The organism is Mycolicibacterium novocastrense (assembly GCF_001570485.1).
In the GTDB taxonomy this organism is placed as follows: Bacteria; Actinomycetota; Actinomycetes; order Mycobacteriales; family Mycobacteriaceae; genus Mycobacterium; species Mycobacterium novocastrense.
Map to the genome: position 1 here is coordinate 48,325 of NZ_BCTA01000028.1, position 22,930 is coordinate 71,254.

Below are 22,930 nucleotides of genomic sequence, written 5' to 3' on the forward strand. Positions count from 1 at the left end.
GCTACGCCACTCCGGGATCCGACGTCTGCTCGGGCGCGGCCAGCACATCGTCGATCTCGTACTGCTTGGCCGCCTCGACCGCGACGGACTCGTCGATATTGCCGTCGCGGGCCAGACCCTCGAGTACCGCGACCGCGATCGACTCGGCGTCGGTGTTGTAGTACCGCCGTGCGGCGGGGCGGGTGTCGGAGAACCCGAACCCGTCGGTGCCCAGAGTGATGTACGAGCCGGGAACCCACGCCCGGATCTGCTCGGGAACCGCGCGCATCCAGTCCGACACCGCGACGACCGGGCCTGCGGCATCGGCGAGCGCCTTGGTGATGTACGGCGTGCCCGCCGGCTGGTCCGGATGGCGCAGCCGCTGCTTCTCGATCTCGACGCCGTCGCGGTTGAGCTCACCCCAGCTGGTCACCGACCACACGTCGGCGGCGACATCCCATTCCTCGGCCAGCATCTCGGCGGCCTTGAGCGCCGACGGCATGGCCACCCCCGACACCAGAATTTGCGCCGCATTGGACCGCTTCTCGGGTGCGGGCCGGTAGCGGTAGATGCCGCGCAACAGCCCCTCGACGTCGAGGCCCTCCGGTTCCGGCGGCTGGACGTAGGGCTCGTTGTAGATCGTCATGTAGAAGTAGACGTTCTCGGGGTTCTCGCCGTACATCCGGCTCAGGCCGCTCTCGACGATGTAGGCGATCTCGTACGCAAACGCCGGATCGTAGGCGACGACCGCGGGGTTGGACGCGGCCAACAACAGCGAATGCCCGTCGGCGTGCTGCAGGCCCTCGCCCACCAGCGTGGTCCGGCCCGCCGTGGCGCCGAGGAGGAAGCCGCGCGTCATCTGGTCGGCGGCCGCCCACAGGTTGTCTCCGGTGCGCTGGAACCCGAACATCGAATAGAAGATGTAGACGGGGATCATCGGCTCGTTGTGCGTCGAGTAGGACGTGCCCGCCGCGATGAAACTGGCCGAGGACCCGGCCTCGTTGATGCCCTCGTGCAGGATCTGGCCGACCTCGGATTCCTTGTAGGCCAACATCAATTCGGCGTCGACCGAGGTGTACAGCTGGCCGTTGCGGTTGTAGATCTTGAGGTTGGGGAACCACGAGTCCATGCCGAACGTGCGTGCCTCGTCGGGAATGATCGGCACGATGCGCCAACCAATCTCCTTGTCGCGCAACAGTTCCTTGAACGTCCGCACCGTGGCCATCGTCGTGGCCACCTCCTGCTTGCCGGACCCCTTCTTGAGCGCCTTGTAGGTGTCGCGGCCGGGAAGGGTGAGCGACTTGGTCTTGGTGCGACGCTCGGGCAGGAACCCGCCGAGTGCGCGCCTGCGGTCGATCATGTAGCGGATCTCGGGCGCCTCCGGGCCGGGGTGGTAGTACGGCGGAAGGTAAGGGTTCTCCTCGAGTTGCTCGTCGCTGATCGGGATGCGCTGGGCATCGCGGAAGTACTTGAGATCTTCCAGCGCAAGCTTTTTCATCTGATGCGTGGCGTTGCGGCCCTGGAAGTGCGCACCCAACGAGTAACCCTTGATGGTCTTGGCCAGGATGACCGTCGGCTGGCCTTTGTGCTCCATGGCCGCACGGTAGGCGGCGTAGACCTTGCGGTAGTCGTGGCCGCCCCGTTTGAGGTTCCAGATCTCGGAGTCCGACATCTTCTCGACGAGCGCCTTGGTGCGGGGGTCGCGGCCGAAGAAGTGGTCGCGCACGTAGGCGCCGTCGTTGGCCTTGTAGGTCTGATAGTCACCGTCGGGTGTGCTGTTCATCAGGTTGACCAGTGCGCCGTCGCGGTCGGCGTGCAACAGCGCATCCCATTCGCGGCCCCACACCACCTTGATGACGTTCCAGCCGGCCCCGCGGAAGAACGACTCGAGTTCCTGGATGATCTTGCCGTTGCCGCGCACCGGCCCGTCGAGGCGCTGCAGGTTGCAGTTGACCACGAAGGTGAGGTTGTCCAGGCCCTCCAGTGCGGCGACATGCGCCAGGCCGCGGCTTTCGGGTTCGTCCATCTCTCCGTCGCCGAGGAACGCCCACACGTGTTGATCCGAGGTGTCCTTGATCTCGCGGTCGTGCAGGTAGTGGTTGAACCGGGCCTGGTAGATGGCGTTCATCGGGCCCAGCCCCATGGAGACCGTCGGGAACTCCCAGAAGTCGGGCATCAGCCGCGGATGCGGGTACGACGGCAGCCCGCCGCCGGGGTGGCTGTGCTCCTGCCGGAAGCCGTCGAGCTGGTCGGCCGACAGGCGACCCTCCAGATACGCGCGTGCGTAGATGCCCGGCGACGCGTGACCCTGGATGAACACATGGTCCCCGCCGCCGGGATGCGACTTGCCGCGGAAGAAGTGGTTGAAGCCGACCTCGTAGAGGGCGGCCGACGACGCGTACGTCGAAATATGGCCGCCCACACCGACTCCCGGACGTTGCGCGCGGTGCACCATGATCGCGGCGTTCCACCGGATCCAGGTGCGGTAGCGGCGTTCGACGTCCTCGTCGCCGGGGAACCACGGCTCCACCTCGGTGGGGATCGTGTTGACGTAGTCGGTCGACGTCAACGACGGGATGGCTACGCGCTGTTCACCGGCGCGTTCGAGCAGACGCAACATCAGATAGCGTGCCCGCGCGGGCCCGGACTGTTCGAGCAGCTGATCGAACGATTCCAGCCATTCGCCGGTCTCTTCGGGATCGATGTCGGGCAGATACGACGCCACGCCTTCCCGGATCACCCTGACCCGGTCGTGTTCAGCTGCGGTGGTGGAGTTTTGGGCCAGGTCCTGGCGCGCGAACTCGGTGGTCAACTTCCGCTCCTTGGTAGGCGGTTCGGGTGCCCACGCCCGTCGCGCAGATGTTTTCTGCGCTCGAACCGTGAGCGACGGGTTCCATCCTTCTCCCATCCTGCCCCACACGCATCGGTGGGGTCGCCCCCTGGAATGAACCGGCGGTCGCCGGATCGAACCGGTAACGTCTGCAGCCGTGGTGATCGGTGCGCTGGTGCAGAAACCGCTGCGGATAGGCGCACTCGTAGTCGGCCTCTCGGCCGCCGCGGCCATGGTCGTCGTCGGTTGTAGCAGCGTCACCGAGGGTTCGGCACAGGTCGACGCGGCCGACGCGCCGGTGTACCGGGCGTCGGTGTCGGCCTCCCTGGCGGAGTCGGCGGCCAGTTCCAGCGCCAGGGAATCGGAACGCCAGGCCTCGATCACCAAGGAGGCGATCCACTCGTCGTGCGAGACGCTGAGCTCCACCAGCGTCGAGGCGATCACCGCGGTCAACGCTTACGTCGATGCCTTCAACCGGAGCGCGGGCGACGTGACCGCCAAGGCCGGGCCCGCGATCGACGCCCTGAACCACAGCGCCGACATGGTCGCGCGCAGCATCGCCGATCCGCTGGGTCCCGAGCTCACAGGTGCGCTCAACGGCTGGGTCGACGCCGCCAGGGGCGTGGCCACCGCGATCGCCGGCAACTACGGGCCCGACGAGTTCAACGCCGCGATCACCCGGCTCAACGACACCAAGACCACCGCGCTCAACCTCTGCGACGCGTCGTATTGACCAAGCGGATATTTGACCAACCTTGCCGCCAGTCACGTGCGGGCATAGTGCTTCGTGCGACGATAGGGCGCAAGACACAGGCCTAAAGGACACTGCCGAGCGCAACATGCGCCCGAGCCGGCTGAAGGAGGACCGACCGTGGTCGCGGCGGATGACGCCCCGAACTACGCCCACAGACTGGGCATCCAAAAAGATCAGGTTGTACAGGAACTGGGCTGGGACGAGGACGTCGACGACGACATCCGAGCCGACATCGAGGAAGCGTGCGGCGGCGAGCTGCTCGACGAGGATGCCGACGAGGTCATCGACGTCGTACTGCTGTGGTGGCGCGACGACGACGGAGACCTCGTGGATGCGCTGATGGACGCCATCACCCCCTTGGCCGACGACGGCGTCATCTGGGTGGTGACGCCGAAGACCGGCAAACCCGGCCACGTCCAACCGGCCGAGGTCGCCGAGTCGGCGCCCACCGCCGGCCTGATGCAGACATCGTCGGCCAACCTCGGTGACTGGATCGCCACCCGGCTGGTGCAACCGAAGTCGAAGGCAGCGGGGCGGAGAGGATGATCGAGGTCGGTGCAGAGGCGCCCGATTTCACGCTCAAGGACCAGAACGGTCAGCCCGTCACGCTGAGCGATTTCCGGGGCGCCAAGGACGTGCTGCTGGTGTTCTTCCCGCTGGCGTTCACGGGAATCTGCCAGGGTGAGCTCGACGAGGTCCGCGATCGGCTGCCCGAGTACGAGAACGACGACACCGCGACGCTGGCGATCTCAGTGGGCCCGCCGCCGACCCACAAAATCTGGGCCACCCAGAGCGGCTTCACGTTCCCCGTGCTGTCGGATTTCTGGCCGCACGGCGAGGTCGCGATGGCCTACGGGGTGTTCAACCAGGCCGCGGGCATCGCCAACCGCGGCACGTTCGTCGTCGACCGCAGCGGGATCGTCCGGTTCGCCGAGATGAAGGAGCCCGGGGAGGCCCGCGATCAGGCGCTGTGGACGGACGCGCTGGCGGCGCTGCGCAACGGCTGAGGTGATTTCTCGTCGCAGGTCATGGCCGTGTAGCTTGCCCTGCAGGGGCGCGTAGCTCAGTGGTAGAGCTCTGGTTTTACACACCAGCGGTCGGCGGTTCGATACCGTCCGCGCCCACCAGGTTTCAAATACCATCGGAGAACCAGCAGGTTTCTTCGACGGAACGAGAGACCCATATCTGACACCGCGTTTCAGATGGTGGCGATCGGCCTGTACTTCGCCGTGATGCTCGCGATCGGTTTCTACGCTTTTCGCCGAACCAGCGACCTCGACGACTACATGCTCGGCGGGCGCAGGCTCACCCCGACGGTCGCCGCGCTGTCCGCGGGCGCATCCGACATGTCCGGATGGCTGCTGCTGGGCGTCCCCGGCGCGATCTATGCCTCCGGCCTGCTCGAGTCGTGGATCGTGATCGGGCTGGTGACCGGCGCCTGGCTCAATTGGAAGTTCGTCGCCCCACGACTGCGGGCCTACACCGAGATCGCCAACAACTCGATCACCGTGCCGAGCTTCTTCGAGAACCGGCTGCGCGACAAGTCGCATGTCCTGCGGATCTCGGCAGGCACGATCATCCTGGTGTTCTTCACGTTCTACGTGTCATCCGGCATGGTCGCCGGCGGCGTGTTCTTCGAGTCGTCGTTCGGCTCGTCGTACCTGACGGGCATGCTGCTGGTCGCCGGAGTCACCCTGTGCTACACGCTGTTCGGCGGCTTCCTGGGCGCTTCGCTCACCGATGTCGCGCAGGGGCTGCTGATGTTGGCGGCGCTCGTCGCGGTCCCCGTGGCCGCGATCATCGCCACCGGCGGACCCGGCGAGGTGGTGGATCTGGTTCGGGCCGCCGACGCCGCCCACAACGCCGCCAACCCCGGTGACGAAATGCACCGCACGTCACTGTTCTTCGGCGGGAGTTTCCTCGCCATCGTGTCGGCGGCGGCCTGGGGTCTCGGCTACTTCGGGCAGCCGCACATCATCGTCCGCTTCATGGCGATGCGCTCCTCGGCCGACGCCAAGGCCGGACGTCGCATCGGCATCAGCTGGATGGTCCTCACCTCGGCGGGCGCGATCACCACCGGCTTCGCGGGCCTGGCGTACTTCTTCCGCGAGGGCGTGACGCTGGACAATCCCGAGACCGTGTTCTTACGCCTCGCGCAGGTGATGTTCCACCCGTTTGTCGCCGGTGTGGTGCTCGCCGCGGTGCTGGCGGCCATCATGTCGACGATCTCCTCTCAGCTCATCGTGTGCTCGTCGGCACTGGTCGAAGACATCTACCGGGCATTCGGCAAGGAGGCCAGCCAGAAGAGGCTGGTCGCCTTCGGCCGGCTCGGGGTGCTTACGGTCGCGGTGGTGGCGATTGTGTTGGCGCTCAACCCCGATGACACGATCCTCGATCTCGTCGGCTTCGCGTGGGCCGGCTTCGGTGCCGCATTCGGACCGCTGATCATCCTGTCGCTGTTCTGGCGCAGGCTCACGTCGGCCGGCGCGATCGCCGGCATGATCGCCGGCGCCGTGGTGGTCGGCATCTGGGGTCAGACCGAGGCGCTGTCGAGCGCGATGTACGAGATCGTCCCCGGCTTCATCGCATGCCTCGTCGTCGCCGTCGCCGTATCGCTCATGACCGCCCGCGAAGACGACGACATCCAGTCCGAATTCTCCGAGATGGCGGTGAAGGCGCACGAAACCGCGGCGTCGGCCTGACGTCTGAATCGGTTGTCGTTGAAGGATGGAAGTGCGATCGTGCCGCGCCCTCCCAGGCGTTTGGTTCGTCGAAGCGCGGGTACGCGCTTGCAATGCCGGAGAACCCGTCGTCGATCTTGCTGATCGCAGATCCCGGCGCTCCCGCGGCAATCGCCGAACGTCTGTCGGACTCCTTGCGCGATGCGCTGGCCGTCGAGTCTGCGGACGACGGCCCGCGTGATGTGTCGGTGCGATATCACGCGTATCCGGTCGACGAGTATGCCGAAGTCTCCGAGGTGATCCGCACCATTGAACCCGGTCACAAGCCGGAGGACATCATCATCTACCTGACCGATCTTCCCCGACGCCAGGGGACGACGCCGGTGATGGCCGAGATCAGCCTGCCTGACCGGCTGGGAGTGATTTCGATTCCGGCGGTGGGTGGCTTGTCAATCGATCGCCGGATCAAGAAATTGGCGCAGGCCGTCGTGGCCGAGATCGCGGGGCGATCGGATGAGAAGACGCCTTCGGTGAAGCGGCTGAAGCGGACCCAGGTCGACGGTGTGGTCCGCTACGTCGCGCCGCCAGCACTGTCACGTCTGCGGCTCCTGATGGGCATGGTCTACGCCAACCGCCCGTGGCGGTTGGTCTCTGGTCTGTCCAAGGTGATGATGGCGGCGTTCGCCGCCGGCGCCGTAAGCCTTGCCTACCCGACGATCTGGCAGTTGTCGGACACCATGGGCCCCGGCCGGCTCACCGCGGCGACCTTGCTGGCGAGCGGCGCTTTGATTGCGTGGCTCATCCTCGATCACGAGTTATGGGAACGCCCGCATTCGGCCGGTGAACGCAAACGAGCCGTGTTGTACAACGCGACGACCCTCGTCACACTGACGATCGGCGTCGCCATCTTCCACATCGGGCTGTATGTCCTGATATTGGTGACGGCGTGGTGGACGCTCCCGCCGGAGTTGGTCGCTCGAAACATCGGTCATTCCGTCGGATTCTCAACCGTGTTGGTGGTGACCTGGTTGGTGGCGGCGATCGCCACGCTCGGTGGCGCCTTGGGATCGGGCATGGAGGACGGCGAGGCCGTGAAGGCGGCGGCATACGGGGCGCGGCAACGCCAACGATTCGAGCAGGAAAAGGCGCGCTGACGCACTCCAACGGTGTACCGGCCTGACCGCTATTGACAGCCGACATGGTCGAGGCCGGAATGGATTCGGTGAACTCTTCGTCCTGCTTTTCTGGTCGGTTCACACAACGCGTCTGCCGCGCCGCGCCCGGGCCCGCATATCCCACAGGTACAGCCGGTAGCCGAAAATCCAGACGTCGCGGGGGATCACACGGTCGGCGACACGAAGCGCGGTCAGCAGCGCCTCGAACCTGCGCTGCTGGCGCGCCGACCACGGCAACCGCATGTGCTCACGAAACTCGTGCGGCAAGAACCCCGTCGTGGCGAACAGGTTGAACCGGCCGGCGAGCAGCCGCAGCGGAGCCGGCAGGAACGCCATCGCCGCCACCCCGTGCAGGTGTTCACGCACGGGTTCGTCGATGCGCAGTTCGTCCAGCGAGCGCTTCCAGTATTCGTCGAAGGCGGCGCGATCCGGCGGCCACATGTCCTCGCGCACCTGCAGCGTGGTGCCGAGCTTTCGGGCGTCGAGATAGATCGCATCGGCCGCTTCGTCGTCGAGCGGTCCGTACAGGAACTCGTGCTGGTCGATGTAGTAGCGGTACAGGCAGGCGGCCACCCACAGTTGCAACCGGGGGTCGAAAGCCTTGTAGGACACCGGGCTTGACGGGGTGGACCGCACCAGCGCGTGCACGCGGTCGACCTCCTCGCGGATCAACCTGCGGTCGTCCTCGGTGCCCATCGTCGCCACCGCGAGATAGGTGCCGGTGGTGCGCGCCCGTTTGAACGGATGCTTGTAGACGTTGCCGCTGTCGACCGGGCTCTCCAGCACGCCATAGCCGACGCCGGGGGAGGCCAGCTGCATGATCACGTTGGCCGCCGGTGCCAGCACCGCAGCCGGATTGAGCAAGTCGACGACGCGTCTCGGCCGACGCGGTGGCCCGAACCTCATGCATCCGAGTAGATCACCTTGTGAGACGCTCGCGAAGTGTTTGCGCCGACGTCACGCTCGCGTGTGGTGGGGATCGCCGCCGGTTGTGTCGCGGATTCGTTGTTCGCCGACCCTCGGCGCGGACATCCCGTGGCGCTCTTCGGCAGTGTGGCAGCCGGTTTGGAGGGGCGCAGTTACGCCGACACCCGAGCGGCGGGCGTCCTGCACACGGCGACCCTGCTCGGCGCGCTGGCACTGCTCGGGATGGCGGCCGACAGATCGTCGCTGCGCCGGGGCGCCGCCGCGGCCACGGTCACCACGGCCGCCACGGTGTTCGTCGCGCTGGGCGGGACCTCCCTGGCCCGCACCGGAGCGCAGATGGCGCACCATCTCGACCACGGTGACGTCGACGCCGCGCGACGTCTGCTGCCCGCGCTGTGTGGCCGCGATCCCGCCGTGCTCGACGAGGCGGGCCTCGCGCGGGCGGCGCTGGAGTCGGTCGCGGAGAACACCTCCGATGCCCACGTGGCGCCGCTGCTGTGGGTCGCCCTCGGGGGTGTGCCCGCGGTGTTGGTGTATCGCGGTGCGAACACCCTCGACGCGATGATCGGCCACAAGTCACCTCGATACCGGAGGTTCGGTTGGGCGGCAGCGCGTTTCGACGACCTGCTGAATCATTCCGCCGCCCGGGCGACCGCGGTGCTGGTCGCCGTGTGTGCGCCCGTGGTGGGCGGCTCTCCCGTCGCGGCGCTGCGTGCGTGGAGGCGCGACGCGGGCCGCCATCCGAGTCCGAACGCGGGTGTGGTGGAGGCCGCCTTCGCGGGCGCACTCGGGGTCCGGGTCGGCGGGCCCACTCAATACGCGCACGAACTGGAGATCCGGCCGACGCTCGGCGACGGCCCGCCGCCGCAGGTGGCCGACCTGCGCAGGGCTGTGCGGTTGTCGCGGGCGGTTCAGCTGGCCGCCGCAGGGGTGGCGATCGCGCTCAGCGCCGTCGGCCGTAGCGGTCGGCGAGCTTTTCCTCCGTCGTGAGCGGAGCGTCGGGGCGCGTCTGCGCAGCCTCCCGCGCAGCCTTCTCCAGCCTGCGTTGGCGCAGTTCGGCGTAGATGAAGTAGCCGAGCCCGATCGGTGCGATGATGCCGAACGCGATCCACTGAATGCCATAGGACAGGAACGGTCCGGCGTCGAGATGCGGCAGCGGGATCGCGCCCAGCCCGCCGGGCTGATCGCCCTCCAGTTGCAGATAGGAACCGGCCAGCGGGACGCCGGTGATCGCCGAGATCTGCGAGGTGTTGATCGAGTACACGTGCTGGATGTCGTCCTGCCGGAACGGCTCCTTGTCTCGCACCAGCCCCTCGCTGTCGCGCAACCGCGCGGCGATCGTCACCGTGCCGTCGGGCACCGGCGGGATCTCCGGCACCCCGGAAGCCTGTACCGGCCGGACGTATCCGCGATCGACGAGCACGGTCGGCCCACCGTCCACGGCGAACGGGACCAGCACCTGGAAGGCGGGTTCGCCTTCGACCATCCGCAGCCGCGCGAGCACCTGAGCCTCCGGGAGATAGCGTCCGGTCGCGGTGACCCGGCGCCACTGGTCGTCCGGCGCCGCCGAATCCTGGTTCGGCAGAAGCGAGGTCACCGGGACCGGCTCGGCGGTCAGGGAGTGCGCGATCTGCGCGTTCTCCCGTGAGGTCTGGGTGTTCTTGCCCAACTGCCACGGCGCCAGCACGGTGAAACACAGATACGCGAAAGCGGCCACCACGACGAACAGCGCCAGCCATGACGGCCGCAGCAGGAAAGACCACCGGCGCATCAGCTGGCGATCCCCCGGCCGGCCAGCTGCTCGTCGACCCACTGGTGCAGGCCCGGCAGCGACGCTTCGATGACCGCGTACACGTCCTCGAAGTCGGCGTGGTCGCCGTAGTAGGGGTCCTCGACGTCCAGCGGATGGGCGCCCGAGCGCGGGTCGAACGAGCGCAGCATCCGGATCCGCTCGGCGGGCACACCCACATCCTTGAGCATCCGAACGTGGTTGCGGCCGAGCGCGATCACGAGGTCGGCGGACATGTGGTCCTCGTTGACCTGGGCGGCGCGGTGCGCGGTCGGATATCCGTGCTCGCGCAGCACGTGGCTGGCCCGGCGGTCCGCCGGCTCGCCGGCGTGCCAACCGCCGGTGCCGGCGCTGGTGACCCGCACCGCGTGGCCCAGACCGCGCTCGGAGATCTGATGGGCGAACATCTTCTCGGCCATGGGTGACCGGCAGATATTGCCCGAGCAGATGAACGTCACGTGCAGAGGTTCAGACACCCAGCACCTCACGCAGGTCTGCGACCGACGCCACGTGCGCGGCGGCGGCAACGGCGCCGGGCCCGTCGAAGTCGTCCTTCCCGTAGCCCCATCCGACGACCACCGTCTCGATACCGTGCGCGGCGGCGCCTTCGACGTCGTGCGACCGGTCCCCGACCATCAGCGTGCGTTCGGGGATGTCGTCCAGCTGGGCCAACGCGTGGGCGACGACGTCGACCTTGCGTGCGCGCGAACCGTCGACGCTGGCGCCCGCGATCACCTCGAAGCAGTCGGCCAGGCCGAAGTGGGCGAGGATCCGCTGCGCGGTCGGCTCGGCCTTCGAGGTGGCCACCGCCAGGCGCACTCCGGCCGCGCGCAGATCGGCGAGCAGCGCCGGGATGCCGTCGAAGACGCGGTTCATCGCCCATCCTCGGGTCCGGTAGTCCGCGCGGTATGCCTCGATGGCGTCGGCGGTGCGGTCGCCGAGGCCGAGGCCCTGCAGGGTGTGATGCATCGGTGGGCCGATGATCATGCTGGCCAGGTCTCCGTCGGGCACCGCGGCGCCGACCGACCCCAGGGCATGGCGGAAACTCGAGACGATGCCCTGCGCGGAGTCGGTCAGGGTGCCGTCGAGGTCGAAGATCACCAATTGGGGGCGGGTCGCCGTGGTCGTGGAGGCCAGCATGTCGGTCACGGCCCCATTCTCCCCGATCGCAGAACCTCCGCAGCCAGCGCACTAGGGTCGTGATGTGGTGAGTCCGTCGCGTGCAGCCGCGCGCTACCACGGCGATCAGGCCGTGGTCCCCGGGATGCTGGACTTCGCCGTCAACGTCCGCGCCGATGAGCCACCGTCCTGGCTGGTCGACCGGCTCGCGGCGCGGTTGTCCGACCTCGCCCGGTATCCGAGCGCGGCCGACGCGCAGCGCGCGCTCGACGCGGTCGCCGCCAGGCACGGCCGCGCCGTCGACGAGGTCGTACTGCTCGCTGGGGCGGCCGAGGGCTTCGCGCGACTGGCCGACCTGCAGCCGCGACGCGCGGCGCTGATCGCGCCGTCGTTCACCGAACCGGAGGCGGCACTGGCGGCGGCCGGGGTGCCCTTCGTTCACGTGGTGCTGGAAGCGCCGTACACACTGACCCCGGACGCGGTGCCCGGCGACGCGGACCTCGTCGTCCTCGGCAATCCGACCAATCCGACCGGCGTGCTGCACACCCGCGAGCAGGTGCTCGCCCTGCGCAGGCCCGGGCGCATCGTGGTGGTGGACGAGGCGTTCGCCGACGCGATTCCCGGCGAGCCCGGATCGCTCGCCGACCAGGCCCTACCCAACGTCGTCGTCCTGCGCAGCCTGACCAAGACGTGGGCGCTGGCCGGGCTGCGCGTCGGCTACGCCCTCGGTGCGCCCGACGTGCTGGCGCGGTTGACCGCACGGCGTGCCCACTGGCCGCTGGGCACGCTGCAACTCGAAGCCATCGCAGCGTGCAGTACGCCCGAGGCGGTGGCCGAGGCCGACCGTGCCGCCCGGCGGCTGACAGAGGTGCGCGCAGAGATGGTGGCGGGCTTGACTAGCATCGGCCTGCATGTCGTCACCGGTTCGGCCCCGTTCGTCCTGTTCTGTGTCCCGGATGCCGAGTTGATGCGAAAACACCTGGACCGCAGAGGCATTGCCGTGCGTCGCTGCGACACGTTCGTCGGGCTCGACGGTCAGTTCCTGCGCGCGGCGGTACGTCCGGAGTGGCCCGTGCTGGTCGAGGCGATGGCCGAGGTGCTGCGGTGAGCGCGCGGCTGGCCGACATCATCGACGTGCTGGAGGCGGCATACCCGCCGGAGCTGGCGCAGGACTGGGATTCGGTCGGCCTGGTCTGCGGCGACCCCTCGGAGGCCGTCGAGACGGTCACGGTGGCCGTCGATGCGACCGCCGAGGTCATCGCCGAGGTGCCCGACCGCGGTCTGCTGCTGGCTCACCATCCGCTGCTGCTGCGCGGCGTGGACACCGTGGCGGCCAGCACCGCCAAGGGGGCCCTCATCCATCGGCTCATCCGCAGCGGCCGGGCGCTGTTCACCGCGCACACCAACGCGGATTCGGCCTCGCCCGGCGTCTCCGACGCGCTGGCCGAAGCCCTCGGCCTGACCGTCGAGGAGGTGCTGGCCCCGGCGACCGCGGAATCGGATTTGGACAAGTGGGTCGTGTTCGTACCCGCGGAGAATTCGGAGTCGCTGCGGGAAGCCATGTTCGCCGCGGGCGCCGGGCGCATCGGCGACTATTCGCATTGCTGCTGGATCACGACGGGCACCGGGCAGTTCCTGCCGCACGACGGCGCGGCCCCGGCGATCGGCAGTGTCGGATCCATCGAGCGCGTCCCCGAGGACCGGGTGGAGGTCATCGCCCCCGCCCGGTTGCGCGGGCACGTGCTGGCCGCGATGCGGGGCGCGCATCCCTACGAGGAACCCGCCTTCGACGTCTTCACGCTGGCGCCGATTCCGGGCAATGTCGGGCTGGGACGCATCGGCGTGCTGGATCGTCCCGAACCGCTGTCGGCGTTCGTGTCTCGCGTGCGCGAAGCGCTGCCCGCCACGTCGTGGGGGGTGCGCGCATCCGGTGACCCCGACGCGGAGGTGTCGCGGATCGCGGTGTGCGGTGGTGCGGGTGACTCGCTGCTCGGCCTGGTCGCCCGCACGGGCGTCGACGCGTACGTGACGTCGGACCTGCGGCACCATCCCGCCGACGAACACCGACGCGCTTCGCAGGTCGCGCTTGTCGACGTCGCGCACTGGGCCAGTGAGTACCCGTGGTGCCGCCAAGCCGCAGACCTGCTGAGCGCCCACTTCGGTGAAGCGCTACCCGTGCGGGTGTCAAGCGTGCGCACCGATCCATGGAATGTCGAGAGATGAGCATGAAAGCTGAAGTAGCTCAACAACAGTCGCTATTCGAGTTGGCCGAACTCGATGCCTCCCTTGCTCGGCTGGAGCATCGGTTGAAGAACCTCGCCGAACAGCAGCGGCTGGAGGACATCCAGGCTGCGCATCGGGACGCCAACGACCGGTTGGCGGCCTTGCAGATCGCCATCGAGGACCTCGACGCCCAGATCGCCAAGTTCGAATCCGAGATCGATTCGGTCCGCCAGCGCGAGGACCGTGACCGCAAGCTGCTCTCGGGCGGCTCGGTCGACGCCAAACAGCTCACCGAGTTGCAGCACGAACTCGACACCCTGGAGCGCAGGCAAGCGGCGCTGGAGGATTCTCAACTCGAGGTGATGGAGCGACGCGAGGAACTGCAGCGCGATCAGCATGCCGCGCTCGCGAAGATGGACGAGCTGCAGAACGAGCTGGGTTCCGCGCAGAGCGCCTGCGACGACGTCCGTACCGAACTGGATCAGCAGCGTCACCAGAGCCTGTCGCGCCGTGACGAACTCGTCGCGACACTCGACCCCGACTTGGTCAGGCTCTACGAGCAGCAGCGCGCCCGCGGCGGCGCGGGGGCCGGACAACTGCAGGGCCGTCGATGCGGGGCGTGCCGCATCGAAATCGACAAGGGTGAGCTTGCGCGCATCTCCGCGGCGGCCGACGACGAGGTGCTTCGCTGCCCCGAATGTGGCGCGATCCTGTTGCGCGTCAAGGGCTCCGGCGCGTGAAGGTCATCGTCGAGGCGGACGGTGGCTCGCGCGGCAACCCGGGACCGGCGGGCTATGGGGCGGTGGTCTGGTCGGCCGACCACGCAACCGTGTTCGCCGAGAGCAAGGAGGCGATCGGCCACGCCACCAACAATGTCGCCGAGTATCGCGGGCTGATCGCCGGTCTGAGCGAGGCCGCGAGCCTGGGCGCCACGGAGGTCGACGTGCTGATGGACTCCAAGCTTGTGGTGGAACAGATGTCGGGCCGGTGGAAGGTCAAGCACCCGGACATCGCAGTCCTGCATCAGCAGGCCACGGCGCTCGCCGCCCGATTCGACCGGGTCACCTACACGTGGATTCCGCGTGCGGAGAACAGCCATGCCGACCGGCTGACCAACGAAGCCATGGACGCCGCGGCCGAAATGCCCTCGGCCGTCGAGGAGCCCAAGCCACACCAGGCCTCCAACCCCACTGCGTGGAGCGGTGCGCACGGTGCGCCGACGCGGTTTCTGCTGCTGCGCCACGGTCAGACCGAGTTGTCGGTCGACCGCCGATACTCCGGGCGGGGGAACCCGGCGCTGACCGAACTCGGGCGTCGTCAGGCCGAAGCCGCCGCCCGCTATCTCGGACAGCGCGGGGGTGTCGCGGCGGTTGTCACGTCACCGCTGCAGCGCGCGTACGACACCGCGGCGGCCGCGGCCAAGGTGCTCGGCCTGGACGTGGCCGTCGACGACGACCTCATCGAGACGGACTTCGGGGCCTGGGAGGGGCTGACGTTCGCCGAAGCGGCCGAACGCGACCCAGACCTGCACCGGCGTTGGCTGCGCGACACCTCGCTGGCGCCACCGGACGGCGAGAGCTTCGATGCCGCCGCGCAGCGGGTCGCCAGGGCACGGGCACGGGTCCTCGCCGAGCACGCGGGGGAGACGGTGCTGGTGGTCTCGCACGTGACGCCGATCAAGACACTGCTGCGGATGGCGCTCGACGGTGGCCCGAACATCCTGTTCCGGCTGCACCTCGATCTCGCGTCGCTGTCGATTGCCGAGTTCTATCCCGACGGTGCGGCGTCGGTGCGCTTGGTCAATCAGACGGCCTACCTGGATTAGTCGTGTAGGTGCAGCCGCTCGCCGTGCGGTCCGAAGATGGTGATCGCCTCGACCGGACCGTCCACGACGCCGAACCAGTGCGGCGTCCAGGTCGAGAACTCCACGGCCTCACCGGGTTTCACTGTGAAGTCGCGTTCGCCCAGAATCAGCCGCAGCCGACCGGACAGCACGTACATCCAGTCCTGGCCTTCGTGCACCGGGAGTTCGGCGGGCGGGTTGCGCCGGCGGGCGCTGATCCGGATCTTGAAGGCGTGCAGGCCGCCGGCGGCCTGGCGGGTCAACGGCCAGTACGTGATGCCATGTGCGGTATGGGATCCGCTACGCACGCGCGGATCCTCGGCTTCCGGTGCACGCAGCAGTTCGTCGGTGCTCACCGACAACGCCGCGGCCAGTCTCGGTAGGTGATCGAGGGCGAGGCGGCGCTTGCCGGACTCCAGTCGGCTCAGCGTCGAGACGTCGATGTTCGACCGTCGGGCCACCTCCTCGAGCGTCAGGCCGTGCTGGGTGCGCAGTTCGCGCAGCCTGCGTCGCACCCGCGCGTCGACACCGTCGTCTTTTGCCTGCATGGCAAGGAAGCTTGGCAGTTTCTCGCGACGGCTGCAAGGTGGTCGCATGGACAGAATTTGGGATTGCGTCGTCGTCGGCGGCGGCGCCGCCGGGTTGAGTGCCGCGCTGGTGCTGGGCCGGGCCCGTCGTCGCACACTGCTGATCGACGGCGGTGCCCAGAGCAACCTCCCCGCGCACGGGATAGGCGGGCTTCTGGGTCACGACGGCCGGCCGCCGGCGGAACTGTATGCGTTGGGGCGCCAAGAGTTGTCGGCTTATCCGTCGGTCGAGGTGCGGACGGCGGAAGTCACCGGCGGAGAGCGCGCCGACGAACTGTTCGTCCTGCGGTTGGACGACGGCGGGATCGAGCGGGCCAGGAGGGTGGTGTTGTCCACCGGTATGGAGTACCGGCCGCCGGCGCTTCCCGGACTGGCGCAGTTGTGGGGTCGGTCCGCTTTCCACTGCCCGTTCTGTCACGGCTGGGAAGTTCGCGATCAGCCGCTGGCCGTGCTGGCGCGTGGTGAGCGCGCGGTGCACTCGACGCTGTTGTTGCGTCTCTGGAGCGACGACGTCATTCTGCTCACCGATGGTCCCGGCGATCTCGATGGCGCACAGCGCGAACGGCTGACGGCTGCGGGTGTGACGGTGGACGAACGGGCGGTGGCCGAATTGTCTGGTGCCGATGGGAATCTGGAGGCCGTGGTGTTCGCCGACGGCAGCTGGCTGCCCCGGACGGGCATTCTGGTCGCGACGACGCTTCACCAACGCTCGTCGCTGGCCGAACAGCTCGGCGCCACCTCGGGCGAGTCGACGCCCGTCGCGCACAATCCGGTTCACGTCGATGCGTTCTATCGCACCAGTGCGGGCGGGGTTTTCGCCGCCGGCGACCTGGTCGCCCAGATGCCGCAGGTGGCCGCCGCGGTGGCGGCCGGTTCGGCGGCGGCCGCCGCTGTCGTGCAGAGCCTGATCGAAGAGTATTTTCCAGCGGTTGTCCAGGAAGGGAGCCGACATGTCGTCGCCTGACGCCAAACAGCATTGGGAAGAACGCTATAGCGAACGCAACCGCATCTGGAGCGGGCGGGCCAACGTCCGTCTCGTCGAGGTGGGGTCGGACCTGGAGCCCGGCGTCGCGCTGGATCTGGGTAGCGGTGAGGGCGGTGACGCGATGTGGCTCGCCGAGAAGGGATGGCGGGTCGTCGCCGTTGACATCGCCGAAACCGCCCTGCGTCGTGCGGCGACCGATGCCGTAACGCGCGGGGTCGGTGACCGGATCGACTTTCAGCAGCACGACCTGTCGCACAGCTTCCCCGAGGGCGAATTCGATTTGGTGAACGCGCAGTTCCTGCACTCCACATTCCCGCTTGACCGAACAGCCATCTTCAGGGCGGCCGCGCAGGCGGTCCGGCCCGGTGGGCTCCTGCTCATCGTCGATCACGGCACACCGCCGCCGTGGCTATCCGAACTCCACGATCACCACCACACGTTCACACCGCCCGAGGAGGTCGTCGCCGCGCTGAATCTGCCTGACTCCGAATGGGAACCGGCTCAGATCAGCACGCCGATGCGTGAGGTCACCACACCGGACGGCGAGCCTGCTCTGTGGTCCGACAACGTGATCGTGCTGCGCCGCCGGTAGGTGCTACGCGGCGTCGTGGAAGATGAGCCCGAGCGTGTAGCGCTCACCTGAGCGCACCACGGACACGCCGTGGCGCACCGGCGCGGCGGACCAACCGCGGGCCGATCGCACGGGCCGCTCTCGGGTGGTGAAGACGTAGCCGTGCCCGTGCGGCAACAGTGTGGAGGTGCCGCGGGACTGAGCGCGGGGGCGTTGTTCGAGCAGCAAGAACTCGCCGCCAGTGTGGTCGACGCCCGGCTCGCTGAGATTGATCACAACCTGCAGAGGAAACACCAAGTCGCCGTAAAGGTCTCGGTGCAGTGCATTCCAATCGCCCGGGCCGTATTTGAGCATGAGCGCGGTCGACTTCGTCTGGCCTGCGGCGTGGCACATTTCGAGCCAGTCGCCGAAGTCGTCCGGCCACGGCGTGGGACGGCCCAACTTTTTCCACCAATCGCGCGCGATGGGCAGCAGTCGCGGATAGAGCGCCTGCCTGAGCGCCTCGACTGGTTCGGGGTAGGGCTCGCGCAAATACCGGTACTCGCCTTCGCCGAACCGGTGCCTAGCCATGTCGATGGTGGAACGGAACAACTCGTCGGCGGTGTAAAGCCGCTTGAGCGTCGCGCCTTCGCGCTTGGTGAGGAGCCGGGGGAGCAGGGCGCCGCCGGTCGCGTCGAGTTCGGTGACGACGGCGTCCCAATCGGCGGCGTCGACGCGAGTGTGCCATCGCGTATGCGCCATGTGGCGTTGCATACCCAGAAGACGCTCGCGGGGCGACATTCTGTGAGGTCATCCCCAAGCGGGAATTCATCCACAGGGCGCTGGTTCGGCGTTCAGATTGTCGGGGGTGCGAGTAGTATCGAAAGTATGTTCGAAGTACCTTCGGATGCCGATCTGATCACCTTCATGTGTGAAGAGGCGCGCGAGGAGTCGGCGGCCATGGGAAGGCGGCTGCAACTAGTGGGCGAGCTGTTCGCCCGGCGCAATCCGGAGATGGTGGAGTCGCGCTTCTACGTCGCCGATGCGATCGCCGCGGTGGCGGCGGAGATCGCGCCGGTGCAGAACATCAGCCATGCCCGCGCGGTCGGTCAGGTCCAGGTCGCGATCGCGCTGCGGGATCGGTTGCCGCAGGTGCTCAGACGGTTCTGTCGCGGAATGATCGACTACCGGATGGTCTCAACGATCGTCGCGCGCACCGAGAATGTCGACGACGACGTCATGGTGGGCCTGGACGAGGCGTTGGCCTGGCGGGTCGAGAAGTGGATGAAGCTGTCGAAGCCCAAGCTGCGTGACCGCATCGATATGTTCATCGCCGACTTCGATCCGGCCGCGGTCCGAGTGCCGCCGGAAGCCGATAAGCATCGCTACGTCGACGTCAGTCCCGCCGACTGTGCCGGATTGGCGTTTCTCGCGGGCAGGCTGCGCGCCGAAGACGGTGCGGCGTTGACTGCACGGTTGGATGCGTTGGCGGACACCGTGTGCGAGAACGATCCGCGGACGGTCGCCCAGCGTCGCGCCGACGCCTGCGGTCCGCTGGCGCGGCTCGAGGCCACGCTGGCGTGCCGGTGTGGATCCGACGACTGTTCCGCGCGCACCGAGCGTGCCGCGGCGTCCGCAGCGGTGATTCATCTTCTGGCCGAACAAGCCACCGTCGATGGAACCAGCGACAAGCCGGGATATCTACGCGGTTTCGGGGTGCTGCCCGCCGAGTCGGTGCGCAACCTGGCGCGTCACGCCGAACTCAAGCCGGTGGGCGTGCCGGCCAGCAATGCCGGTGCAAACACCGGAGATCGCCCCAGCGCGGGGGATCGCACCAGCGCGAGCGCACGACCGAGCGCCGGGTATCGACCCAGCGCCAAGTTGACCGAGTTCCTGCAGTGGCGGGACCTGACGTGTCGCTGGCCTGGCTGTGACAAGCCGGTGGCCGGCTGCGATGTGGACCATACGGTGCCGTGGCCCTACGGCCCGACGCATCCGTCGAACACCAAGCACTACTGCCGCATTCATCATCTGATCAAGACGTTCTATACCGGCCCTGGTGGCTGGCGAGAAGAGCAATTGTCCGACGGCACAATCGTTTTGACCGCTCCGACCGGACACGTGTACCGGTCGGAACCCCACGGCGCGAGCATGTTTCCCACGCTCGGACAATCGACCGGCGCGCTCGAGGTCGGCACGCCTCCGCCGGAGAACCCCGACCGCATGGCGATGATGCCGCGGCGCAGGCAAACCCGCGAACAGGACCGCCGTGACCGCATCAACACCGAACGGCGACGTCGGAGCGAGTTGATCGCCGAAGAGGAGCAACGACGCCAAGCGTGGCTCGCCGCGAACTACAAACCGCCACCCTTCTGAGCGGCGAGCCGTGCGCTCGCCCCGTCGAAATTCACGAAGTAGCCAATTTCCGGTAGCCACGTCTCTAAGCTGCCCTTCAAGATCAATCCTCTGTGGTTGGACCAAGGACCGTAGGAGACAGCGAGTCGATGAAGAACCTCCCTGTAGCGACGACGGCGGGCCTGTTGGCGATTGCTCTGAGCCTAGGGCTCGTTGGCTGTGGTTCGAGTGATGACACGGCGGCCACGACGACGACCTCGGCTACTAGCGAGACCGGCACGACGGCCGCACCCAGCCCGCCGCCCGACGACGATGACGACACGATCAACGAGTACGTCACCGAGAGCGATATCGCGGAGACACCGATCAAACCCGGCGAACCCGGAACCCCGACCTTCAACTTCCCGATCCCGCCCGGATGGAGCGACGCGGGTGAGGCGACGCCGGAATGGGCCTACGGCGCCATCGTCTACGACAGCCCGAAGGATCCGAATGACCCGCCGGACATGTACGCGATCGCCTCGAAGCTGACCGGCAACGTAGATCAGGCGAAGATCCTTGAATACGCCCCGGAGCAGTTGGACGATATGGCCGAGTTCAAGCCGTTGGCAGAACCGGCGAGGGGCAAATTCGGTGGCTTCGATGCCCTTTCGTACGCAGGCACGTTCATGAACGACGGGCAGAAGCGATTCGTCGCACAGAGGACGGTCGTCGTGCCGGCGACGGACGGTGTGTTCGTCCTACAACTGAACGCGGACAGTCTCGAGGCCGAACAGAACGCGGTACTCGACGCCATCAAGGTGATCGATGAGCAGACGACTATCACCCCGCCGTCATGACCGCCCGCACCATCCGATACCCAAAGGACCCGCTTACCGACGGAGACGCATCGATATGAAGTTCCGGAACACGGCTCCAGTGCTCTTACTGGCTTCGGTGTGTAGCGCCGTGCTTTTGTCGACCTCACTGTTGACCGCGCCGCCGGCGAACGCGCAATGCACGGCCGGAGAGGTGTGGGACCAGCGCACCGGGGTGTGCTGGGACCAGTCCCAGACCTCACTGGGGGTCTCGGGCACGGGCGGCTGGTGCAAACCCGGCAGGATCGGACTGTGCATAGCGGCCTGGCAGAATTCACAGGTCCCGGGCGCGAACATCAAACCCGCGCCGCCGGGGGGACCGGCACCGCGCACGACCTGGCCCAACCGCTGACACCTGCCGCAACCGCTGACACCTGCCGCAACACTCCGGTCAGCCCGTCCACGGCCTCAGCCGGGGAATCCACGCGCGAACGTTCGCGCGATACGCCTCGTACTGTTCCTCGTAGGTCCGCGCCAACGTCGGCTCCTCGTACCACCGCACGAACGACGCGGTGACCACCCAGCCGATCGTGGCGTACAGCACGAGCCACAGGCTGCCGAAAAGCACCGCTTGGCCGAGGATCGCGATCAACAGGCCCACGTACATCGGGTTGCGGACGAACCGGTTGAACCCGGTCACGACCAGACGCTCGGTCGGCGCGACGGGCATGGGTGTGCCACCGGCCCTGACGAATTCGACGAACGCGTGGACGGGCGGGATCAGGCCGAGCACGACCAGGATCCCGCCCACCACCACACGCCACGCGGGCGCATCCGACAGGTCCCAGCGCGTCACCAACCACGGGCCGAGACCGACGAACGTGCCGGGGGCGACCACGAAGAAAGCGGCCGAGACGAGCGCGGCGGTGGTGATCCGCACGTGCGCTATCCGGTGATGGCCGAGATGTCCGCGAGTTGGGTCAGGCGCACGCTGTTGCCCGACGGATCGCGGAACCCGCAGTCGATGCCGTAGGGCATCTCGTGGGGCTCCTCGGTGAACTCCACTCCGCGCGAACGCATTTCCTCATAGGAGGCCTGGCAGTTCTCGGTGGTGAGAAACACCGTGCCCGCGAATCCCTTGGCGGTCAGGTCCAGCACCTGCTCACGGGTCGGCGGGTCCATGACCGGTTCACCGGGCACGGCCATCAGCACGATCGACACGTCGTCCTGACCCGGCGGGCCGACGGTCAGCCACCGAAAGATGCCGTCGACATCGGGCAGCGAAACATCCTGCCGCACTTCCATACCGACCTTCTCGGTCCAGAACCTCAGTGCCGCTTCTTGGTCGTGTACCCACAGGTGGGCGCTTGCGATTTTGATCATGGCTCGACGCTACGGCCGGGCGGCTTTCTACGTCTTCTCCCCGTGTGCTGTCTTGCGCACCCGACTGTCGGCGGGCGGTCGGGTGTCGCGTTTGAGGATGCAACTCGGAATCCGGGCATGGATGGCCGCGGGTGGCAGGCTCGCGCGGTACGCGGCCGGGGGCAGCCCGTACACGCGGGCGAAGCTGGTCGTGAACGACCCCACGCTCTGTAGCCCCACCATGACGCAGATGTCGGCGACCGAGCGGTCGGTGTAGCGCAGCAGCGCCGCGGCGCGTTCGAGGCGACGGGTCTGCAGGTAAGCCCGCGGTGTCTCGCCGAAGGTGCGGGTGAACATCCTGCTGAAGTGCGCGCGCGACAGCCCGGCGGCCGCGGCGAGGTCGTCGACGGTGATCGCCTCCGCGTACCGGGCGTCGACCAGATCCTTGGCGCGCAGCAGATAGCGCGCCGGGGGCACCTGCGCCATGCGCCAAGTATGTCGAACTCGCGGAACAGCGGCGGCACACAGTACGTTGAACCCGCGGATGAGTTGGCTGGGCGGCCGCGGGATCCAGGTTCACCTGGGTTTCGAGGAAAGTCCGGACTTCACAGAGCAGGGTGATTGCTAACGGCAATCCGAGGTGACTCGCGGGAAAGTGCCACAGAAAACAGACCGCCACCACCGGGTCTTCGGACTCGGGGGAGGTAAGGGTGAAACGGTGCGGTAAGAGCGCACCAGCATTCCGGGTGACCGGAGTGGCTAGGCAAACCCCACCCGAAGCAAGGCCAAGAAGGCCGCAACCTGGTTGCGGCCGCGCAGGCGTCCGAGGGTTGCTCGCCCGAGCCTGCGGGTAGGCCGCTCGAGGCACCCGGCGACGGTGTGTCCAGATGGATGGTCGCCACCTCGCCGCCGCGGTCAGCCGCGGTGGCGCGGGACAGAATCCGGCTTACAGGCCAACTCATCCGCCCCTTGGC

The 22,930-nt window shown here is 67.7% G+C and carries 24 protein-coding genes, 1 tRNA gene and 1 other RNA gene; 16 read left to right on the plus strand and 10 right to left on the minus strand.

Annotated features, from left to right (window positions below; translation table 11 throughout):
* Position 1 precedes the first annotated feature (1 nt).
* The gene (aceE, locus tag RMCN_RS10825) at positions 2-2,791 is read right to left on the minus strand and encodes a pyruvate dehydrogenase (acetyl-transferring), homodimeric type (RefSeq protein ID WP_067389046.1); all 2,790 of its coding nucleotides are present in this window, start codon (positions 2,789-2,791) and stop codon (positions 2-4) included.
* A 250-nt stretch (positions 2,792-3,041) separates the two neighbouring features.
* On the opposite strand from aceE, the gene RMCN_RS10830 reads away from it, so the two are divergent.
* The 6 genes from RMCN_RS10830 (at position 3,042) to RMCN_RS10855 (ending at position 7,398) form a co-directional block, all read left to right on the plus strand.
* Positions 3,042-3,542, plus strand: a complete 501-nt coding sequence (locus RMCN_RS10830; RefSeq protein WP_067389469.1) for an Rv2240c family protein — start codon at positions 3,042-3,044, stop codon at positions 3,540-3,542.
* A 138-nt stretch (positions 3,543-3,680) separates the two neighbouring features.
* Entirely contained in the window at positions 3,681-4,109 is a 429-nt protein-coding gene (locus RMCN_RS10835) for a DUF3052 domain-containing protein (protein WP_064347257.1), read from the plus strand.
* Positions 4,106-4,570, plus strand: a complete 465-nt coding sequence (locus RMCN_RS10840) for a peroxiredoxin (RefSeq protein ID WP_067389048.1) — start codon at positions 4,106-4,108, stop codon at positions 4,568-4,570. The genes RMCN_RS10835 and RMCN_RS10840 overlap by 4 nt, the downstream gene beginning before the upstream one ends.
* Positions 4,571-4,615: 45 nt before the next feature.
* A tRNA-Val gene (locus RMCN_RS10845) sits at positions 4,616-4,690 on the plus strand.
* Between the two features lie 54 nt (positions 4,691-4,744).
* Positions 4,745-6,265, plus strand: a complete 1,521-nt coding sequence (gene putP / locus RMCN_RS10850; protein ID WP_067389050.1) for a sodium/proline symporter PutP — start codon at positions 4,745-4,747, stop codon at positions 6,263-6,265.
* Positions 6,266-6,357: 92 nt separating this feature from the next.
* Entirely contained in the window at positions 6,358-7,398 is a 1,041-nt protein-coding gene (locus RMCN_RS10855; RefSeq protein ID WP_067389052.1) for a hypothetical protein, read from the plus strand.
* Positions 7,399-7,497: 99 nt separating this feature from the next.
* Here RMCN_RS10855 and RMCN_RS10860 read toward each other — a convergent pair whose 3' ends face one another.
* On the minus strand, positions 7,498-8,325 hold the full coding sequence (locus RMCN_RS10860; RefSeq protein WP_067389054.1) for an oxygenase MpaB family protein: 828 nt from the start codon (positions 8,323-8,325) through the stop codon (positions 7,498-7,500).
* Positions 8,326-8,361: 36 nt separating this feature from the next.
* Here RMCN_RS10860 and RMCN_RS10865 point away from each other — a divergent pair, with 36 nt between their 5' ends.
* Positions 8,362-9,336: a cobalamin biosynthesis protein gene (locus RMCN_RS10865; RefSeq protein ID WP_067389056.1), complete on the plus strand. Its 975-nt coding sequence runs from the start codon at positions 8,362-8,364 to the stop codon at positions 9,334-9,336.
* Here the strand turns inward: RMCN_RS10865 and RMCN_RS10870 are convergent.
* The 3 genes from RMCN_RS10870 to RMCN_RS10880 are packed head-to-tail and all read right to left on the minus strand — an operon-like array spanning position 9,290 to position 11,275.
* Positions 9,290-10,117 (minus strand): SURF1 family cytochrome oxidase biogenesis protein, encoded by an 828-nt coding sequence (locus RMCN_RS10870; RefSeq protein WP_067389058.1) that lies wholly within the window; start codon positions 10,115-10,117, stop codon positions 9,290-9,292. The genes RMCN_RS10865 and RMCN_RS10870 overlap by 47 nt on opposite strands.
* Entirely contained in the window at positions 10,117-10,611 is a 495-nt protein-coding gene (locus RMCN_RS10875; RefSeq protein ID WP_067389060.1) for a low molecular weight protein-tyrosine-phosphatase, read from the minus strand. The genes RMCN_RS10870 and RMCN_RS10875 overlap by 1 nt, the downstream gene beginning before the upstream one ends.
* Positions 10,604-11,275, minus strand: coding sequence for an HAD-IA family hydrolase (locus RMCN_RS10880; RefSeq protein ID WP_067389472.1), 672 nt, complete (start codon positions 11,273-11,275; stop codon positions 10,604-10,606). The genes RMCN_RS10875 and RMCN_RS10880 overlap by 8 nt, the downstream gene beginning before the upstream one ends.
* A 64-nt stretch (positions 11,276-11,339) precedes the next feature.
* Here RMCN_RS10880 and cobC point away from each other — a divergent pair, with 64 nt between their 5' ends.
* Genes cobC through RMCN_RS10900 form a run of 4 tightly spaced genes read left to right on the plus strand, consistent with a single transcriptional unit; the run spans position 11,340 to position 15,302 of the window.
* Positions 11,340-12,362 (plus strand): Rv2231c family histidinol phosphate aminotransferase CobC, encoded by a 1,023-nt coding sequence (cobC, locus tag RMCN_RS10885; protein ID WP_067389062.1) that lies wholly within the window; start codon positions 11,340-11,342, stop codon positions 12,360-12,362.
* Positions 12,359-13,477: a Nif3-like dinuclear metal center hexameric protein gene (locus RMCN_RS10890; RefSeq protein ID WP_067389064.1), complete on the plus strand. Its 1,119-nt coding sequence runs from the start codon at positions 12,359-12,361 to the stop codon at positions 13,475-13,477. The genes cobC and RMCN_RS10890 overlap by 4 nt, the downstream gene beginning before the upstream one ends.
* 2 nt (positions 13,478-13,479) lie before the next feature.
* A complete protein-coding gene (locus RMCN_RS10895) occupies positions 13,480-14,217 on the plus strand; it encodes a zinc ribbon domain-containing protein (RefSeq protein WP_067389066.1) in 738 nt (245 codons plus the stop codon).
* Positions 14,214-15,302: a bifunctional RNase H/acid phosphatase gene (locus RMCN_RS10900; RefSeq protein WP_067389068.1), complete on the plus strand. Its 1,089-nt coding sequence runs from the start codon at positions 14,214-14,216 to the stop codon at positions 15,300-15,302. The genes RMCN_RS10895 and RMCN_RS10900 overlap by 4 nt, the downstream gene beginning before the upstream one ends.
* Here RMCN_RS10900 and RMCN_RS10905 read toward each other — a convergent pair.
* Positions 15,299-15,868 (minus strand): type II toxin-antitoxin system RelB family anti-toxin, encoded by a 570-nt coding sequence (locus RMCN_RS10905; protein WP_064416440.1) that lies wholly within the window; start codon positions 15,866-15,868, stop codon positions 15,299-15,301. The genes RMCN_RS10900 and RMCN_RS10905 overlap by 4 nt on opposite strands.
* A gap of 46 nt (positions 15,869-15,914) precedes the next feature.
* Here RMCN_RS10905 and RMCN_RS10910 point away from each other — a divergent pair, with 46 nt between their 5' ends.
* The gene (locus RMCN_RS10910; protein ID WP_067389070.1) at positions 15,915-16,871 is read left to right on the plus strand and encodes an NAD(P)/FAD-dependent oxidoreductase; all 957 of its coding nucleotides are present in this window, start codon (positions 15,915-15,917) and stop codon (positions 16,869-16,871) included.
* Positions 16,858-17,484: a class I SAM-dependent methyltransferase gene (locus tag RMCN_RS10915; RefSeq protein WP_067389072.1), complete on the plus strand. Its 627-nt coding sequence runs from the start codon at positions 16,858-16,860 to the stop codon at positions 17,482-17,484. Before RMCN_RS10910 ends, RMCN_RS10915 begins: the two co-directional genes overlap by 14 nt.
* 3 nt (positions 17,485-17,487) lie before the next feature.
* Here the strand turns inward: RMCN_RS10915 and RMCN_RS10920 are convergent, their stop codons facing one another.
* Positions 17,488-18,204, minus strand: coding sequence for a 2OG-Fe(II) oxygenase (locus tag RMCN_RS10920; RefSeq protein ID WP_067389073.1), 717 nt, complete (start codon positions 18,202-18,204; stop codon positions 17,488-17,490).
* A gap of 126 nt (positions 18,205-18,330) precedes the next feature.
* Here RMCN_RS10920 and RMCN_RS10925 point away from each other — a divergent pair, with 126 nt between their 5' ends.
* Together RMCN_RS10925 and lpqN are read left to right on the plus strand one after the other, a co-directional pair.
* Positions 18,331-19,818: an HNH endonuclease signature motif containing protein gene (locus tag RMCN_RS10925; RefSeq protein ID WP_067389074.1), complete on the plus strand. Its 1,488-nt coding sequence runs from the start codon at positions 18,331-18,333 to the stop codon at positions 19,816-19,818.
* 128 nt (positions 19,819-19,946) lie between these two features.
* Positions 19,947-20,636, plus strand: a complete 690-nt coding sequence (gene lpqN / locus RMCN_RS10930; protein ID WP_067389075.1) for an envelope biogenesis lipoprotein LpqN — start codon at positions 19,947-19,949, stop codon at positions 20,634-20,636.
* A 409-nt stretch (positions 20,637-21,045) separates the two neighbouring features.
* Here lpqN and RMCN_RS10940 read toward each other — a convergent pair whose 3' ends face one another.
* From RMCN_RS10940 to RMCN_RS10950, 3 genes are read right to left on the minus strand one after another with little or no spacing between them, the layout of a single operon-like run.
* Complete coding sequence (locus tag RMCN_RS10940; protein WP_067389077.1) at positions 21,046-21,534, minus strand: methyltransferase family protein; 489 nt, start codon at positions 21,532-21,534, stop codon at positions 21,046-21,048.
* A 5-nt stretch (positions 21,535-21,539) separates the two neighbouring features.
* The gene (locus tag RMCN_RS10945) at positions 21,540-21,977 is read right to left on the minus strand and encodes a VOC family protein (RefSeq protein WP_067389078.1); all 438 of its coding nucleotides are present in this window, start codon (positions 21,975-21,977) and stop codon (positions 21,540-21,542) included.
* Positions 21,978-22,004: 27 nt separating this feature from the next.
* Positions 22,005-22,442 carry a helix-turn-helix domain-containing protein gene (locus RMCN_RS10950; protein WP_064416431.1) on the minus strand — a complete coding sequence of 146 codons (438 nt, stop codon included), beginning with the start codon at positions 22,440-22,442 and terminating at the stop codon, positions 22,005-22,007.
* A gap of 59 nt (positions 22,443-22,501) precedes the next feature.
* On the opposite strand from RMCN_RS10950, the gene rnpB reads away from it, so the two are divergent.
* Positions 22,502-22,921, plus strand: an RNA gene (gene rnpB, locus RMCN_RS10955) — RNase P RNA component class A.
* The last annotated feature ends 9 nt before the right edge of the window (positions 22,922-22,930 follow it).